18 protein-coding genes are annotated in these 16,804 nt (G+C 44.0%); 7 read left to right on the plus strand and 11 right to left on the minus strand.

The features are described 5' to 3' along the window. Nucleotides 1-9 precede the first annotated feature (9 nt). The gene (locus ADH67_RS02660; protein WP_066591369.1) at nt 10-375 is read left to right on the plus strand and encodes an FAD-binding protein; all 366 of its coding nucleotides are present in this window, start codon (nt 10-12) and stop codon (nt 373-375) included. 61 nt (nt 376-436) lie between these two features. Here the strand turns inward: ADH67_RS02660 and ADH67_RS02665 are convergent, their stop codons facing one another. From ADH67_RS02665 to argH, 4 genes are all read right to left on the minus strand, one after another. Continuing rightward, nucleotides 437-1,102 carry a FadR/GntR family transcriptional regulator gene (locus ADH67_RS02665; RefSeq protein WP_066591372.1) on the minus strand — a complete coding sequence of 222 codons (666 nt, stop codon included), beginning with the start codon at nt 1,100-1,102 and terminating at the stop codon, nt 437-439. Between the two features lie 74 nt (nt 1,103-1,176). Beyond that, a complete protein-coding gene (locus ADH67_RS02670; protein WP_066591374.1) occupies nt 1,177-2,502 on the minus strand; it encodes an anaerobic C4-dicarboxylate transporter family protein in 1,326 nt (441 codons plus the stop codon). Between the two features lie 10 nt (nt 2,503-2,512). After that, nucleotides 2,513-3,442 (minus strand): DMT family transporter, encoded by a 930-nt coding sequence (locus tag ADH67_RS02675; RefSeq protein ID WP_066591378.1) that lies wholly within the window; start codon nt 3,440-3,442, stop codon nt 2,513-2,515. A gap of 51 nt (nt 3,443-3,493) precedes the next feature. Further along, nucleotides 3,494-4,891, minus strand: coding sequence for an argininosuccinate lyase (gene argH / locus ADH67_RS02680; RefSeq protein ID WP_066591379.1), 1,398 nt, complete (start codon nt 4,889-4,891; stop codon nt 3,494-3,496). Nucleotides 4,892-5,407: 516 nt separating this feature from the next. On the opposite strand from argH, the gene rfbB reads away from it, so the two are divergent. Further along, entirely contained in the window at nt 5,408-6,505 is a 1,098-nt protein-coding gene (gene rfbB, locus ADH67_RS02685; protein ID WP_066591381.1) for a dTDP-glucose 4,6-dehydratase, read from the plus strand. Nucleotides 6,506-6,507: 2 nt separating this feature from the next. Then, nucleotides 6,508-7,044 (plus strand): dTDP-4-dehydrorhamnose 3,5-epimerase, encoded by a 537-nt coding sequence (gene rfbC, locus ADH67_RS02690; protein ID WP_066591384.1) that lies wholly within the window; start codon nt 6,508-6,510, stop codon nt 7,042-7,044. Between the two features lie 76 nt (nt 7,045-7,120). Here the strand turns inward: rfbC and ADH67_RS02695 are convergent, their stop codons facing one another. The 7 genes from ADH67_RS02695 to ADH67_RS13395 form a co-directional block, all read right to left on the minus strand. After that, complete coding sequence (locus ADH67_RS02695; protein ID WP_066591385.1) at nt 7,121-8,650, minus strand: tripartite tricarboxylate transporter permease; 1,530 nt, start codon at nt 8,648-8,650, stop codon at nt 7,121-7,123. Nucleotides 8,651-8,659: 9 nt separating this feature from the next. Next, nucleotides 8,660-9,118 carry a tripartite tricarboxylate transporter TctB family protein gene (locus ADH67_RS02700; protein ID WP_066591387.1) on the minus strand — a complete coding sequence of 153 codons (459 nt, stop codon included), beginning with the start codon at nt 9,116-9,118 and terminating at the stop codon, nt 8,660-8,662. A 19-nt stretch (nt 9,119-9,137) separates the two neighbouring features. Beyond that, a complete protein-coding gene (locus ADH67_RS02705; RefSeq protein ID WP_066591389.1) occupies nt 9,138-10,094 on the minus strand; it encodes a tripartite tricarboxylate transporter substrate binding protein in 957 nt (318 codons plus the stop codon). A 42-nt stretch (nt 10,095-10,136) separates the two neighbouring features. Continuing rightward, nucleotides 10,137-11,105 carry an aminopeptidase gene (locus ADH67_RS02710; protein WP_066591391.1) on the minus strand — a complete coding sequence of 323 codons (969 nt, stop codon included), beginning with the start codon at nt 11,103-11,105 and terminating at the stop codon, nt 10,137-10,139. A 582-nt stretch (nt 11,106-11,687) separates the two neighbouring features. After that, the gene (locus ADH67_RS13235) at nt 11,688-11,834 is read right to left on the minus strand and encodes a hypothetical protein (protein WP_157108093.1); all 147 of its coding nucleotides are present in this window, start codon (nt 11,832-11,834) and stop codon (nt 11,688-11,690) included. Nucleotides 11,835-12,079: 245 nt separating this feature from the next. After that, on the minus strand, nt 12,080-12,796 hold the full coding sequence (locus ADH67_RS02720) for an AEC family transporter (RefSeq protein WP_236578458.1): 717 nt from the start codon (nt 12,794-12,796) through the stop codon (nt 12,080-12,082). Nucleotides 12,797-12,863: 67 nt separating this feature from the next. Further along, nucleotides 12,864-13,142, minus strand: coding sequence for a hypothetical protein (locus tag ADH67_RS13395; RefSeq protein ID WP_236578459.1), 279 nt, complete (start codon nt 13,140-13,142; stop codon nt 12,864-12,866). Between ADH67_RS13395 and ADH67_RS02725 the strand changes: the two genes are divergently transcribed. From ADH67_RS02725 to ADH67_RS02740, 4 genes are all read left to right on the plus strand, one after another. Beyond that, nucleotides 13,118-14,086, plus strand: a complete 969-nt coding sequence (locus tag ADH67_RS02725; protein ID WP_066591396.1) for a LysR family transcriptional regulator — start codon at nt 13,118-13,120, stop codon at nt 14,084-14,086. The two genes, ADH67_RS13395 and ADH67_RS02725, sit on opposite strands and share 25 nt — an antisense overlap. A 307-nt stretch (nt 14,087-14,393) precedes the next feature. Beyond that, nucleotides 14,394-15,038 (plus strand): hypothetical protein, encoded by a 645-nt coding sequence (locus tag ADH67_RS02730; RefSeq protein ID WP_066591398.1) that lies wholly within the window; start codon nt 14,394-14,396, stop codon nt 15,036-15,038. Further along, the gene (locus ADH67_RS02735; RefSeq protein WP_066591401.1) at nt 15,028-15,366 is read left to right on the plus strand and encodes a hypothetical protein; all 339 of its coding nucleotides are present in this window, start codon (nt 15,028-15,030) and stop codon (nt 15,364-15,366) included. Before ADH67_RS02730 ends, ADH67_RS02735 begins: the two co-directional genes overlap by 11 nt. 108 nt (nt 15,367-15,474) lie before the next feature. After that, entirely contained in the window at nt 15,475-16,740 is a 1,266-nt protein-coding gene (locus tag ADH67_RS02740) for an aspartate kinase (RefSeq protein ID WP_066591403.1), read from the plus strand. Nucleotides 16,741-16,804 lie beyond the last annotated feature (64 nt).

Below are 16,804 nucleotides of genomic sequence, written 5' to 3' on the forward strand. Positions count from 1 at the left end.
ACAAAAGAATTGGCTGAAGCCGAGGGAATTTCCTACAAAAATTTGGAAAAAACCATAAGGATTTATAACGAGGATGTTGCTAAAGGAAAAGATAGTGAGTATGGAAGAACTAAATTATTGCAGACCATAGATACGGCGCCTTATTACGCCTTTGAGTGTGAACCTCAGATCTATACTTCCTATTCAGGCCTTGAAATTAATAAGAAAGCACAAGTTCTTAATGAGGCTGGCGTTCCGATTAAGGGGCTCTATGCTGCAGGAGACGTAACAGGTCACCTGGCTTATCAGTCAGGTTTGGGCGGCGGCGGAATCTCAGGCCTGGTAATGGCAACTGTCTATGGCAAAATTGCCGGAGAAGAAGCTGCTAAAAATTAATTCAATGATCTAACTAAAGGTCGGCGAGCATTTTTGTGACCGGCCTTTTTTCTTGGGTGTGTTAGAGAGAGGAAGGCTTGCCTTCAATCATGGCTTTGAGAATTTTGCAGGACTCCTCAACACTCTTCTTGTTTAGGGCTGCAAGCAGGGAATCACAAAGTTCGGCTCGTTTTTCGTAATACTCTTTGGGCAAATCTTTAATTAAATGTTGAGTTGACTGAAAGTAGGTTCGTACCACTCCGGCGAAGACTTCCATGACACGGTTGCCGCAGCTCCTTAGCATTAACAGATGGAACTCCATTAAGTAGGCGTCAGCTTTTGTAGGTTCAGATGCATGAGTTCTGATGCTTTGAGCTAAAGATCTCATCTGAGCCTGTATGGCAGGTGTGAGTCTTTGAATAACAAAAGGAATAACCGAAAGTTCAATCATAAGTCGTGCTTCGTTGAACTCCAATTCATCGAACCCTGCGAGCTTCAGTTGCTCCAGAATATTCTGCGTCATGTCATGGGTGGCTTGACGTTTGAAGAAAGTTCCTCGTTTTTTTTGACGATCTAATACCCCCATTTGAACCAGTAGATCGAGTGCTTGTCTGGTTTTATAACGAGTAAGGCCAAGCGCTTCTATAAGTTCGTCTTCGCCGGCAACTTTGTCTCCCGGTTCAGGATGATTCCGAAAAAGATAACTCTGGACTTTTAAGAATTCTTCTGATGTAGTTGTCAAGGGCATGGCTTTCTCCTTGTTCGTATTCTAAACACGAAAAAGGACCGATGCTTTAAGCTATCGGCCCTGTATCGTTTTTCTTAGAAAACAAACTTAGCGATGACGTAACCAATCACCAACTGACTTAAAGTTGTAACAATGCCTGGAAGCATGTAGCTGTGATTGAATACGAATTTGCCGATTTGTGTGGTTCCGGTTCTGTCAAAGGCTACGCAGCCGATAATTGCGCCGCCGGCAGGAATGACAAAGTATCCGCTTACCGCCGGGAACATCCAGACCAAATCAGCAGGAGCGATGCCTAGACCGATGCCCATGGGAACTAATGCTGTTACTGTGGCTCCTTGAGAAAAGAGAACGCCGGAAAGAATGAAGAGAGCGACTGCGAAGAGGATCGGTGCAGAGGCAATCATGTTTCCGAACTCAGAGACAAACATCGGTTTATAGAAATTAAAGAATGTCGCTGTCAGCCAAGACACTCCATAAACCGCAACCATACCGATCAAACCGGATCTGAAAACGGAACCGTCAGCCAGTTTTTTAGGCTCAACGTTAGCAATGACCATGATGAGACCTGCACAGCAGAGCATCACGATTTGAACCATATTTGGAATGGAGAGTCTGGACACTTTTCCTGCGGTTTCCCAAGAAGGAAGCAAATTCGGGAAAGAGCCGAAGAAGACAACGGCCAAGATGCCCAATGCGAATACTACGACACCTCGTTTTGCGTTGGGAGAAAAACTCTTGCTGTCAGTGCTGATTTCTTTATCCTGGAACTCACCACTCATTACTCGGCGTTGGAATTCAGGGTCATCGGCTAATTCTTTCCCTTTCTTGAACATGAATGCACAGCCGATTAATACTCCGATTAAGCAGGCCGGGATGGAAACGGCAAAAATTTGAAGCGGTGTAACTCCTTTAACAGCTAAGAGAGCAATCATGGCGCCGGTAGCGGCAGACATCGGAGATCCTGTGATGCCGGATTGTGCTCCGATGACTGACATGGTTAACGGCCGTTCCGGTCTTACTCTAGCGCCGATTGCAACTTCAGCGATTACCGGGTACACGGAGAAAGCAACATAGGCTGTTCCACAGAAAAGAGTGAATAAATAGCAGACCAAGGGGCCCATGAAGGTAATGTTCTTCGGATTACGCCTCAGAAGTTTTTCTGCAATACTGACCAGAAAATCCAGACCTCCGGAGCCCTGCAGGATTGAAGCACAGGTAATGACGGCGGTGATGATTAACAAAACACTGACCGGTGGCGCACCTGGTTTCATTCCGAATACGAATACTAATACGGCAAGGCCGATGCCGCCGCCTGCACCCAGACCGGCTCCGCCCCATTTGGCACCAATGAAGATGGCGATAATGACGACGGCTAATTCCATCCAAAACATCATGTCCATCATGCTTCTCCTATAAAGAGGTTTTGAGATTAAAAATGTTAAAAAGCTCTTTCCTGTTCGGTATCACAATGCCCATGATTAACAGAATCATTCCTACGATTCTGAATGTGGGTATTTGCTCGCCAAGCAGCAAAGCGGCAAAACTAATTGTGAAAATGGGTTCAAACGAGCAGAAGATTCCGGCCTGAGTTGCTCCTAAAAGCTGTACCGCTCTGGAAACAAAAATGGTAGAAAAGACTGTTGAAATGAGTCCGTATCCTCCGGTTACTGCGAGTTGGGTTCCGTTGAAATCCAAAATGTTGAGAGGATTGTGGAAAAAGGAAAGACCGATTGTTGCAAATAAAAGAGTTAGAAAAGTAATTTGATATGCGGAAACATTGACCGCCAGCTGCTGAAGAGACAGCAAGTAAACCGCATACATCACTGTCGATAAGAATCCTATAGCTAGCGCTGTAAGCGTGATGTGCAATTCAAAAGCATCTGAAAAAATACAAACACAAGCCAGCAGGATAAAGATGATGGAAATTAGTTGACTGGCTTGAATTTGCTTGTGAAAAACCACGCTGTTTACGCTAAGAATGATCAGCGGATAAACGTAAGTTATCAAACTCATCATGGAGGCGGGAATATCTTTCAGCGCGTAAACATATAGAAGGTTTAGCGGCAGAAGAATGCCTAGTCCGATAAAGAGTGAACTTTTAATTAACGATTTGCTGAAGCGGAAGAACCTTGGCTGAAGGAACGGGCCTATCAACGCAAGAGCAATAACTGCAAAGATGAAACGGCCATGCAGTATTTCTATGCCTTGAAGCTGGGAAGCATATCCAAGTTTTGCAAACACAGGATTAAGGCCGTAAGTTATTGCACTAAGCAATGAAAAAAGAATGCCCGCTCCAATTGTGTTGGACGTAATGTCCCGTACGTTGAATTGCTTTCTCATGGTCTACACCAGAACTAAGACAAGAGTTCTTCCACTAGTTGATTAAGTTATTTATCCGAGTTTTTGATGGACTTTATCCAAGAATTCTTCGGCATGTTCGAGCTGGACTTTGACAGCTTCCGGCGAAGTTCCTCCGTAGGATTTGCGGGCGCCAACGGAATGCTCCAAAGAAATTTCTTTAAAGATATCTTCAGTAAACAAATTGGATTGCTGTTGAAATTCTTCCAACGTTAAGTCATCGAAAGTTTTATCTTTTTCAACGCAATACCTAACAGTTTGACCCACAACTCGATGAGCATCTCTGAAAGGCATGCCTTTCTTAACCAAATAATCAGCCATGTCCGTAGCGGTGGAGAATCCATGAGACGCGGCTTGATAAGTGCGTTTGGCATTGATCTTCATCTTACGGATCATCGGAGCCATTACCTTCATGGTGTTTTGCCACAAATCGATGGTTTCGTAAGACAAGAACTTGTCTTCCTGCATGTCTTTGTCATAGGCAAGCGGAATGCCTTTCATCATGGTCAGCATTGCCTGGAGATAACCGTACATACGACCGGTTCTTCCCTTGATGAGCTCGGCAAAGTCACAATTCTTTTTCTGCGGCATGATGGAAGAGCCGGTTGTGAAATCATCCGAGAGCTCAATGAACTTATATTCTTGACTGGCAAAAATGATAATTTCTTCGCATAGACGCGACATATGCATGTAACTCAAGGCAGCGATAGAAGCAAATTCAATGCAATAGTCTCTGTCGGCTACGGTATCGATGCTGTTTTCGGTGGGTTTTTCAAAACCTAATTGTTTTGCGGTAGACCAACGGTCGATAGGAAAATCAGTGCCTGCTAAGGCGGCTGCGCCTAAAGGACATTCGACTAAGCGGTCTAAGAAGCTTTGAAGTCTGTCAAAGTCTCTCTTGAACATCCAAAAATATGCCATCAGCCAATGGCTGGTTAACACTGGTTGGGCAACTTGAAGATGAGTAAATCCAGGCTGAATAGTGCCGAAATTTTTCTCAGCTTGTTCATAAAGGCTTTTCTGGATTTCCAGTAAGAGCTTCTGGCATTCTTTGGCGGCATCACGGAAGTAGAGATAGCTGTCTACACAGCATTGATCGTTTCTGCTTCTGCCGGTATGAAGTCTTCCACCGGCTGAGCCAATCAACTCAGTCAGTCTCTTTTCAATTGCCATATGAATATCTTCGTCTTCAGCATTGAATTGGAACTTCCCGTCTTTAATCTCTTGACCTACTTGGTGAAGGCCGGCTTTAATTTTCTCAACATCTTCTTGAGCAATAATGCCTGTTTCACCAAGCATTGTTACGTGAGCAAGGCTTCCTTGGATATCATACGGGCAGAGTCTGGTTTCAACTTTAATAACGGCACCAAACTCTTCGACAAATTTTGCAGGGACTTCCGAAAACCTTCCGCCCCACATCTTGTTAGACATAACAGTCCTCCTTGGTAAATTAAAAAGTTTCCAATTCAAAGAAAACTAACTGCGATAAGGAAATTTTAAAATGTTGCTTTTATCGATAAATTTGTTATTTTCCTGTGGGGTTTTTGAACAATATTGTTATTGGATTTATTGATAAATATTTGAATATATAAATGTATATTTATTTATAAAGAATATTGATTTATCGATAAATAAGTAAGAACAGCGCTGTAAAACAGCATATCTGCTCTCTAAATCTTTACGAAAATTTTTCTTTTTTGATGTCTTGTTGTAGAGAACATTGATAGGTCTACGCAAAAAGGTAAATGAGTGCTGAATCGGATAAAGAAGCAGTAAGTTTTTACATTGCTCATGCTTCTCTAAAGATAAAGGCATTGTTCTTCTGTTAATTTGACTGAGTTCCGACTTTGTAGGATAAATACGCTTTGAATGAAAGCAGGAATAGTCTGCGAAGAGGATTATTTTGTACGTAGAACACAAGAAGTTGCGGAAAGGAACGCTGAATAAATGAGTCGGAACTTATTAGTGACAGGAGGAGCAGGATTTATCGGCTCTTGCTTTGTTTCCCGGCAAATAACCGCAGGGGAACGAGTCCTGGTTCTGGATAACCTCACCTATGCCGGTCATCTTGTTAATTTGGAGCAGGTCTTGCATTCTGCAGATTTCTCTTTTGTTCACGGTGATATTGGCGATGCAGAGGTGGTTGCACGTTGTCTCAAAGAATTCCATCCGGATGCAATCGTGAACTTTGCAGCGGAAAGCCATGTTGATCGTTCTATTCACAGTGCCGAGGATTTTGTTAGAACCAATGTCTTGGGAACTGAACAACTTCTTAGAACGACAAAAGATTGGTGGCAGGGACTGAAACCCGAAGTTAGGAAAGATTTTCGATTCCTTCATATTTCTACTGACGAAGTCTACGGCTCGCTCGATAAAAATTCGGCTCCTTTCACAGAAAACTCTTCTTATGCCCCGAACAGTCCTTATTCCGCCTCAAAAGCTTCTTCAGATTTTTTCGTGAGGTCTTATTTCAAAACTTATGGTCTTCCAACGTTAATTTCGAATTGCTCAAATAATTACGGGCCAAGGCAGTATCCGGAAAAGCTAATTCCGTTAATGGTCTTGAATGCCGTTTCAAATAAGCCGCTGCCGATTTATGGAACCGGCTTAAATATTCGCGATTGGATTTACGTAGAAGACCATTGCGCGGCGTTGGATCTCATTCTCTCCGGAGGAAGGATAGGGGAGGCCTACAACATTGGAGGCGAATGCGAAAAATCTAACCTTGAGATCGTCCAGTCGATTTACAAAATACTTGACGAAGTTAAGCCTAAGTCAGATGGAACTTCCTACGGCACGCAGATAAAGTTTGTCGCCGATAGACCGGGGCATGATTTCAGATATGCCATTGATTCGGCCAAGATAAAAAAGGAACTAGGTTGGAGGCCGAGACACTGTTTCTCGGAAGCTTTAAGAAAGACCGTTCTGTGGTATTTGGACAATTCGGAATGGACAAGGCAGATCATGGATGAGGATTATCGCAAATGGCTTCATCAGCAATACCAAGATTTCGATAGCTCAAAACCTCTCGAACAAAAGGACTAAAAATGCAAGTTGAAGAACTTCCTATCAAAGGCGTGCTGAAGCTGACTCCAAAAATCTACAAAGATAACCGCGGTCTTTTTCTGGAGACTTGGCAAAAGAAAAGATACGAAGAATTCGGCGTTCCAACAGAATTTGTTCAAGATAATCTTTCTATTTCTTCCAAGAATGTACTAAGAGGCTTGCATTTCCAGAAAGAACATCCGCAAGGTAAATTAATTACTCTGCTCAAAGGAAAAATTTTCGACGTAGTCGTGGATTTTCGCAAATATTCTCCAACTTTCGGTCAGTGGGCCGGTACCTATCTTTCAGCAGAAAATTTCGAACAGCTTTGGATTCCGCCCGGGCTAGCTCACGGATTTCTTGTTTGCTCTGACGAAGCGCTGTTTAACTACAAATGCACCGAATACTACTATCCGCAGGATGAGAAGACTATCCTCTGGAATGATCCGACCTTAGAGATTGAGTGGCCCTTGTCGGCTTCACCGATTTTAAGTGCTAAAGATGAGTGCGGGACATCCTTTGAGGCAGAAGCTAAGTAAAGAAAAAAAGGAGGAGGAAAAAGTCGGGAATGTGCCTCCTCCCGTAGTACAAATGATCTAATAAAGATTCAATAGGTTAAACGGCCTCTGCCAACGTCTCTTTAGTTGCAGCGGCTTTAATAGCCTTTCTTCTCTTCAACAAAGAATGCATAACGGAATACAGAATCAAACCGATCATGATGAGGCAGATTGGACTTGTCATGATGCCGGTTGTTAATCTGAAAATGTCTCCTTGGACCAGAGCTAAAGCCCTTGCCAGTTCGCTCTCAGCCATGGTGCCGAGAACGAGTCCCAGAACTAACGGCTCGCGGGGCAAATTGAAGTACTTCATGAAGTTGCCCAAGGCACCGAACGCAATCATGACCCAAACCTCTACCATGGAACCGTTGACGGCATAGGAACCAATAACTGACAAACCAATTACCAAAGCTGCCATGATTTCTTTAGGCATTTGAAGCAGCTTGACGCAGTATTTGGCGCAGAAAATGCCGATTGGTATGAAGGCAATGTTGGCAATGAATAAACTGAAAATGAAGCTGTAGACGATTTCCGAATTATCTGCAAATAAGCTCGGTCCCGGCTGAATTCCATGAATCATCAGGCCGGAGATTAATACTGCGGAAACAGCATTACCCGGGATGCCTAAGGTGAAGGCGGGAACTAAAGAGCCTCCGACGACGGCGTTATTAGAGACTTCGGAGGCAATCACGCCTTCAGGACATCCGGTCCCGAATTCTTCTGGTTTTTTTGAGCTTTTTCTGGCATCGTCATAGGCGATGAACGAAGCAATCGACTGACCTGCACCGGGAACAATTCCGATGATGATGCCGATGATAGACGCTCTGAGAGTCAGCATCTTGTAGTGCAAAAGCTCCTTCATCGAAGAAAATATCCCTGATACTTCTACTTTTCCGCTTGAAGCGGCGGCTCCTTTTTCTTTGAGCATGCTCACCACTTCCGGAAGAGAGTACAGACCAATAAGAGCCGTCACCAAAGATAGTCCGTTAAACAATTCCGGTAAATCAAAAGTAAATCGTGCTTCTCCCGTAATCGGATGCATGCCGACAATAGAAAGGAGTAAACCGAAGATGCCGGCAATAACGCCTTTGATTAAATTTTTTTCAGAAAGAGTCGCAATAATGGCAACCCCGAAGAGCGCCATGACGAAGTATTCTTGCGGTCCGAACTCTAAAGCTAGAATGGCTAAAGGAGGAGCAAGAAAAAGAAGAGCAAAGACGGAAATCAAACCTCCGATCGCTGACCCGATGGTCGAAAGAGCTATAGCTCTTGAGGCTTGACCTTTCTTGGTCATCGGGTAACCGTCAAGCAGCGTGCAGCAGTTCGATGGGGTTCCGGGAATGTTCAGCAAAATGGCACTGATGGAGCCGGCATAGCTCGATGAGGCATAAATTGCGCCTAATAAGGCTAAGCCCATGGCAGGATTCATGCCGAAGGTAAACGGAACTAGGAGCGCAACTCCCATCGTGCTTGTTAAGCCCGGCAAAGACCCGACAATGACGCCGAGAACTGTGCCGACAAGAACCATGACAAGCATGCCTGGCTCAAAGGCCTGTCCCAAAGAAGAAGCAATGACAGAGAAATTCATGGCGGCCTCCTACAGACCGAAGAGCTCGCCCATCGGAAGACGAGTGCCGAGCACAACCGAGAAAAACAGATAGACGATGCCTAGGAAGACAGCTGCCGCCAGCAAGTACTGTTTTGCGCTTTTCTTCCAATAGCCGAATGTCAGCATGAATATTAAAAGAAATAGACAGGTGGCCGGATAGTAGCCGATCCAAGGAATCGATAAGGTGTAAAGACTCACGAAAGCAAGAACGAGAAGAGGAAGGAAGCTTTTCTTCTCGAACTTGTCGGAAATCAAAGAAAGCTTGCTGAATAACGGAACTACTCGAACAAAGTTAATGGCGGAGAAAAGCATGAACAGCCAGCCGAGGAATACCGGAAATTGTCGTGATTCCGGCTCGTAGCTATACGCTTGCCATAGAACTAAACCGCCAGTTGCTAAAAGCAGAACCGCCAAAGTGCACTCTTTCTTGATTTCTTTTGCTTCCATGACTTCGTCTCACACTGTGTTAAAACAACTCTTTGTTTTCAGCGACAAGCTTGGATGTTTGGTTCACGATAGCTTGTGTTTCTTTGGAGCCTTTGAACCCGATATCAAGTTTCATTTTCTTCGCCTCAGCTAAGAATTCCGGGTCTTCGCAGATCTTCTTGATGCCGGCTTCAAGTTTGGCTTTGGCATCAGCCGGCAAGCCTTTAGGTGCGCAGATGCCGCGGATGGCAGCTCCGACCGGAGCAATTGGTTTTCCGAAGGCTTCGGCAGCTGTCGGAATGTTACCGACTTTCTGATCGGAGAATACCACCAGTATTCTTAAGCCGTTGGCAAGCTGTTTATCCGCGGCAGAAAGCGTGGAAGCACATAAATCTACTTTGCCGCCCATTAAGGCAGTCAATGCTTTTCCGGAGCCGTTAAACGGCACAAAGTTTGTCTTAAATCCGCCGTCTTTTTCTGCAAGAAGATGCTGTAGCTGAACATTGGACTGAGGACCGTCTCCGGCAACATTTAATACTTTTGTTTTAGCTGCTTTAACAACGTCTGCGGCTGATTTGAATGGGCTGTCGTCCTTAACGACCCAAACAATCGGGTCGGTTTGTACCGCTGCAATAAAATCAAAATCATCCATCGCAAAAGGTACGTTCTTGCGCAGTTCTTTGATCATGATCATGGAGGGCAGGGAGGCCGCGCCGATAGTATATCCGTCCGGTTTAGCTTTAGCCAGCAGTGTCCAACCGATTTGACCGCCGGCGCCAGGTTTGTTGTCAATTGTCAAAGTCTGCCCAAGATGCTTCTGAGCATACTTGCCCATGACGCGCAGAAGAATGTCGTTTCCGCCGCCGGCACCAAACGGCACGATGGTTAAGATTGGTTTGGCAGGATAAGCATCCGCAGCCACGGAAACTGACTCGAAGCAAGTCAAAGAAAGAAGAGAAGCAGCCAAGAGGCTTGCGGTAATTGTTCTGCGTTTCATTTGTATAGTCCTTGAAGAGTTACGGTATAGGTGAAGATTTAGTTAAATGAGAGGTTTGTCTTTGTCGAAAATGACTTTGCCGTCAGCCACAATGGTCGGATGCCACATGATGAGGTCGTAATGGCACGGAGCTTTTGTTACGCCCCCCAATGTCAGGCTTGTACCGATGCCGATATGGCACGTGCCGAGGACCCCTTCGTCTTCGAGCATGATTCCGCACATCCTGCATTTGGGATTGAGGCCGATCCCAAGCTCTGCAATGTTGTAGCTGTTTTTATCGCCGTGGCTGGCAAGATCCTTTTTAAGGATTTCTGCAGCTCTGCCGCCTTTGATGTCGGTAATAAAGCCTTTTTCTACTTTGCAGATTACCGGTTCGTCAACTAAGCCGATGCCAAGATAAGGAATGGACGCATCGCAAACGATGACGCCTTCTGCAGTTCCTTCAATAGGCGTTGTGTTGGCTTCAATAGTCGGAATAGTAGAGAATTGACCTTTTTCTACAACGCAATACAAAGCGTTCCCGCGTCTTCCTCCGGTCTTGAACGTGAGGTCCGTACCTCCCGGAGAGGTCACATGAATCTCGTTTGCGTCTTCCAAGGCTTTTGCAACGGCAATGCAAGTCGGTTTAATTTGGTCAAAATTCGCCTCAATGCCGCCGTGCATCATGACTTCAGGAGTGAAATCGGTCATGACGATAATGCGTGCGCCAGCTGCCGCCGCGTCTTTAACCGCATGAGTGTGTGTGATGGAATAGCTGACCGGAACAATAACAACGTCGGCTTTTTTCATGGCCGCTGCAACGGCTGCCGGAGGCTCTTCTCCTGCACGTTTTCTAGGCTTCATAGACATCACCATGACTTCGCCGCCTCGGTCGCAGGCGACGGATGCTACAGCCTTTGCAATATCAGTTTTTGCATAGTCTGTAACGATCAGAACTTGTTCGCCGGTCTGAACTTTTGTGGCGACATCGACTAAGGTTTTTGCGCCTTTCAACATCAGAAGATCTTTCATTTCTTTTCCTTAAGATTGAACAGATTTGGTGCAAAGTGCACTAAAGAGGTGCAGATAATTCACCAACTTGAATAATTTTTTGGTGCGTATTACTAATTTTTGATTGAGAAGCTGGCCTGCAGAGTCCTTGTGGGACTAATCACGACAAATATCAGGTTTGCTTCCTATAAAGGATTAAGCAATTTGTATGCCAATTATTTGGGATCGTGGAAAGTTCTAGTGGGGAGATTTGATTAATTGTTTAATTTTTAGGGACCTTTTTGATAACACCTAATCTTGAACCGGCTTCAAAAGTTTGCATTTTTCGTTTGCCGCGAACAGAACAGAAGACGAAAGCTGTCCTTTGCTTTTATCTCATTGATAAAGAAAGTTTTTGCTCCATCGAATAGATCTTCGTCCAAAGAAGGCTCTCTCGCAAGTAAAGAAGAAAACGGATTTTTGGTCGTTGTTTTTCGACAGCTTCTCAAACTTCAAGTTTAGAAATTGTTAAATAATGTCCATATCTTTGCAGATGCAAGAAAAGAGAGCGCCGCAAAATCTTAAATAGATTCTGCGGCGTGTCTGAATAAATCTTGTGTGAGATTATTCTTGTTCGTATGTACCGGCTTCAACAGCTTCTACTGTAGCTTCTTTAAGTTCTTTTGCTTCTTCAACTTTCGGGTCTACCGGTTTTTCTTCAGGTTTCTTGTCTTTTTCTTTGTCTGTAGAGCAGCAGCAATTGCATCCCATGGTTGTCTCCTTTTATAGATTATGGGTGAATCCCATTTGTTAACAAGCTAAGTGTATCTCAGTATTAATACCAAGAAAAATTACCCTTCCCAAATTAGGAAGAATTGCACCGTTCGTCTCTGAGACGCATGATTTTGAACTAGGCCTCTAAGTATTATGTTTTTTAAGTAAAGCAAGAGACATCGATGAAAATAAGACCGCAAGCCAGCTTAAAAAGCTTTCATTAAGCTTGACCGCCTATTTGTTCAAGATAAAAAATAGTTTTTCATCAGTAAGGTCCACACCGGTAAAGTCAGCATAGAGAGCAGCGTTTGAGAGCTTGTGAGATCGGCAACTGCAGCACCGTTTCCTTTCATTTTTGAGGTCATAACATAACAGCTTTGAGCAGTTGGAAGAGCCGCAAATAGAATCAGCACGCAAGCTTCAATTGGATTTGGCAATAGGAAGAAAGCAAGAGAAATAGCCAAGCATGGAACCAAAACCAATCTCTCCAAAGTGCACCAGCCAATGAGGTTCCTATATTTTTTTACGTCTTCGAATGTTAATCCGGCACCGATGCACAACAGTCCTAACGCCAGAGCCGCACTGCTTAAGTAACCGATAAAAATATTGATGATTTGAGGCAATGGAATACTCAAGAGGTTGAATAGTAATCCGGTAACAGTGGCGATAATAAGAGGATTTTTTGCAACATCCTTTAATCGATTGAAAGCATTAAAACTTGGTTCCGAGTTAGTTGCAAAGGAAAGCGTCATAACGGCGATCGTGTTGCTTATCGGAACCCAAATGGCAATGAGCAAGGAAAGGAGTGCAAAACCCTCGTTGCCTAGAAGCGGCTGGCAGATGGCAAATCCTATATAGGTATTGAATCTAAAACCGCAATGAAAAACCGACCATTTTGTCCAAGAAGATTCTTTGTAGAATTGATTGACTAGCCAGGAGAGTAATACGGCGCCCAGCATGCAGGAGACGGCAACGCAAAGAAACCGCGCTGAGGTCTCGAGGTTGAACTTACTTTCGTAGACGGAGTTAAAGAGGAGGGGCGGAAAGAGGACGTAAAATACCAGCGCTTCCAAACCAGACCAAAAAGAGGCGGAAAAAGGTTTGAACCTCCGCAAACTTGTTCCGAAAAGGATTAATAGAAATTGAGGCAAAATTATTGTGATCAAAGAGGCCATAATTAAGTTTACTCATCAGTTTTTTTAGAAAATTTAAACTTTGCTTCTTTGAATCCCAAGAACCAAAAGCATCGCTTATCAAATCCCATAACTGAATCTCGGAATATGAACTTACAAGACCTTCAGCCATCAGCATTTTTGACCTTCATTAAGGTTGCCGAGCGTGGAAGTTTTACTGCGGCATCCAAAGAATTAGGAGTGTCGCAGTCGGCCGTATCACAAACCGTGGAGAAATTGGAGGAAAAATTAGGCAGGCCGTTGCTTGAAAGAGGTTCGCGCCCTTTGGTCTTAACGGGAGCGGGGAGAGAAGTTCTGCGTTGTGCGCGTCGTTTTGTCGAAGAGGCACGGCTGATGCAGAATTCACTCAATCTCCAAGAAAACCGAGAAGTGAAGTCTTTAAGAATAGGTTTGTCGGAAGTAGTTAATGGATTTTTTTCGGATAAGTTAGAGCAGTTTTTGATTCCGAAGCTTCAATCGCTGGAAGTACAAACCGGCTTGATACCTCAAATTCTGGAAGACTTTGAAAATGGTCTGCTTGACATTGCGATAGCTCCCGACATTTCGGATCGTCCGGCCCGAATACGGCATCTGATTTTGAAAGAATCCTATTTTGTCGTCTGTAATAATAGATTTTGCAAAGAGTTGCGGAATTTTGAAAAAGATGCCTTCAGAGGAGTGGAACTTCCTTTTATTTCTTACCGTTCCAACTCTGCCGATCGGCGCAAAGCCCAAAGTTTCCTGAGAAGAATTGGTCTGAACTCGACAGTCAGTTACGAGTTAGAGAATACGAGGTCGGTCATAAGAGCAGTCGAAAACGGATTAGGCTGGACAATTCTTCCGCCGTTAAACATTCTCCTTGGAGACGATACTTCTCTTCTTTCTGTCCGAAAGATAGACGATCCGGGTCTTAAAAAGCGTCTTTTCATTGCAACCGATCGCCCGATGCTTAAACCTATGGTTGAAGAGTTGGAAGCATTGTTTTTCGAAACCTTTGATTTTCTATGCGGTTACGATAACTCCGAGGTGTTCCGGACACTAAAAACAGGAATGAAATTGCCGGAACTAATCTCTTGACATCGTTTGATGGAGATACATAACAAATCGGGCCGGCAAATTAATTTTTAAGCTTCTTCGAAAAAGTAAAAATTCCGTTGACTCCATGTCATCCGCTCGTAATTTTTTTCAAAACGCCCGACTTAATGAGCTGCTGTTCTTGACAGTGCTTCGACGGTGATATAGTGAATAAATGTTAATAATGATTTCTGTTTTGTAACCGGAAAAACAGCGTCAGCTCTTAATTTTCTAAGCTGAAATTGTCTTTGCGGTTGCAGAAGATTTCATCGTACTTAGATAACAGTAAACAATATTTTTAAATAACGCTGTGGAAGAAGACATCTCGCAAGTTAACTTTGTCGTTCAGAAGGTGCGTACAAGCAGGTACGTCTACGAATACAAGAACGTTTGGGATCCTGTTAATAAGCGGTCTAAACCGCTTTACAGAATTCCTGTGGGTAAAGTCATCGGAGACAAGATTGTTCTAAATGATGAGTATCTCCAAAAACGCCCTAACTTAAAGCAGGGCGATATTGTTCTTGCGGGAACGAAAGCGGTTCTTGCCAGCCGTCTTACCCAATCAATTCAGGACTTATTCGAATTTAAAGAATTCCTGGGCAATATCGTTTGGGTTGAGGATGTGGATCATTTCGCGATGTTTTACCGTAAGCTGGGTGCGGAAATCAAAGCTGCCGAAGACGGCTTAGATATTAAGCTCTGCGGCATGAGGCTTCGAGTTATGCAAAGAACATCCGGCCCTCAGCCGTTCGAAGACTCCAAACCATGCTCTTTTTACTTCGATATCGCAACGGAAAGCAATATTTTGGCCTTAAGCTGTCAGTTACATGCTAAAGGACTACATAACGAATTAATCGAAATTCTTATCCCGGGAGGCGAGGCAGTTAGAGCTGTTTTGCTCAAAGATCCGGCTAACAATCAAATTATTCTAAAGAAACAAAACTATGTCAGATAATTCAATACTCGCTGCATCTTATTTGTATAAGGTATTCGTCAAGAGACTGATTCTTGGCAGCATTTGTTGGGCAATGGTTGTCGTAGCCGTTCTTGCTCTCGTTCGGTACGCTACACCCTCTGATTTTTGGGCAGGGATTCTTCTCTTGGTAGCTGCTGCCGGCTTTTATCTTTGGAATTTCGTCTATGCCGTCTCTTCTATCGTTGTAAGTATTACGTCTTCTGTTTCCAAGTGGTTGAAGACGGGGATTATCTTGTTCTGCTTAGTGGATTTATGTTGCCTATTTTTGGGATTGCTCCTCTTAATCCATAAGCTCTTCATCAATTAATACAAGCAAATGGCAATAATCTGTAAAAAATCCTATAAATTATTACTGAAGTCTAAACATTGACGAAAGTTGGAAGGACTTGTTTTTAACCCATCGAGATCAAAAGAAATGGCATTGATTGTTCAAAAATACGGCGGTACTTCTGTGGGCAGCGTTGAGCGTATCAAGAATGTCGCACGAAGAATCGCTAAATGGCAAAACGCCGGACATCAGGTTGTCGTTGTTGTCTCTGCAATGAGCGGAGAAACTAACCGCCTGATTGGTTTGGCAAAGGAAATTCAAAAAAATCCTGACCCTAGAGAGCTGGACGTTGTGGCCTCTACCGGTGAACAGGTTACCATCGGTCTTCTTTCCATGGCTCTCAAGGCTATCGGTAAAAAAGCTAAAAGCTACACAGGTCCGCAAGTTAAAGTTTTGACCGACAGCGCTTTCACAAAAGCCAGAATTAAAGAAATCGATGCTCACCGTATTCTTTCTGATCTGGAAGAAGGCAATGCCGTTATCGTCGCCGGTTTCCAAGGCTGCGATGAAGAGGGAAACATTACTACATTGGGCCGCGGCGGTTCCGATACTTCCGCTGTTGCTATCGCAGCTGCTTTGAAAGCTGACGAATGCTTAATCTTTACCGATGTAGACGGTATTTACACAACTGACCCGCGCGTGGTTAGTGATGCAAGAAGAATGGATGTAGTGGCTTTTGAAGAAATTCTTGAAATGGCTTCTTTAGGCTCTAAAGTTCTTCAAATTCGAAGCGTTGAATTCGCTGGTAAGTACAAGGTTCCGACTAGAGTTCTCTCTAGCCTTACAGATCCTGATATTCCAGTCGAAGAAGAAGCAAACTCTGGCACCCTAATCACTTTTGAGGAAGATCCGAAAATGGAAAAAGTTGTTGTTTCCGGCATCGCATTCAGCCGCGATGAAGCAAAAATCACACTCCCGCACGTACCTGATATCCCCGGCATCGCTTATAAGATTTTAGGAAGTGTTGCTGAAGCAAACATCGAAGTTGACATGATCGTTCAGAACGCCGCTAAGAACGGCTTAACCGACTTCAGCTTCACAGTTAACCGCAACGATCTTGATAAAGCTATCCGCGTTATTGAAAGCGAAGTTAGCCCGTACCTTGAAGAAGACGGCATCCTTACTGACGCTTCCATCGCTAAGATTTCTTGCGTTGGTATCGGTATGAGAAGTCATGCCGGTGTCGCAGCTAAGATGTTCAAAGTATTGGCAGAAGAAAACATCAACATCAAGATGATTTCTACTTCCGAAATCCGCACATCTATCGTTGTTGACGAAAAAGACATGGAGCTTGCCGTTAGAGCTCTTCATAAAGCATTCGGCTTAGATAAGGCTCCAACCGCCATGGAATAATTCTTTTTTAAAGAGCCGGGACTGCTCGAGGATCTTCTTAAAAAGACTTCTCCGCAGTCCTTTT

Origin of the sequence: Turicimonas muris (assembly GCF_002221595.1) — a bacterium.
In the GTDB taxonomy this organism is placed as follows: domain Bacteria; phylum Pseudomonadota; class Gammaproteobacteria; order Burkholderiales; family Burkholderiaceae_F; genus Turicimonas; species Turicimonas muris.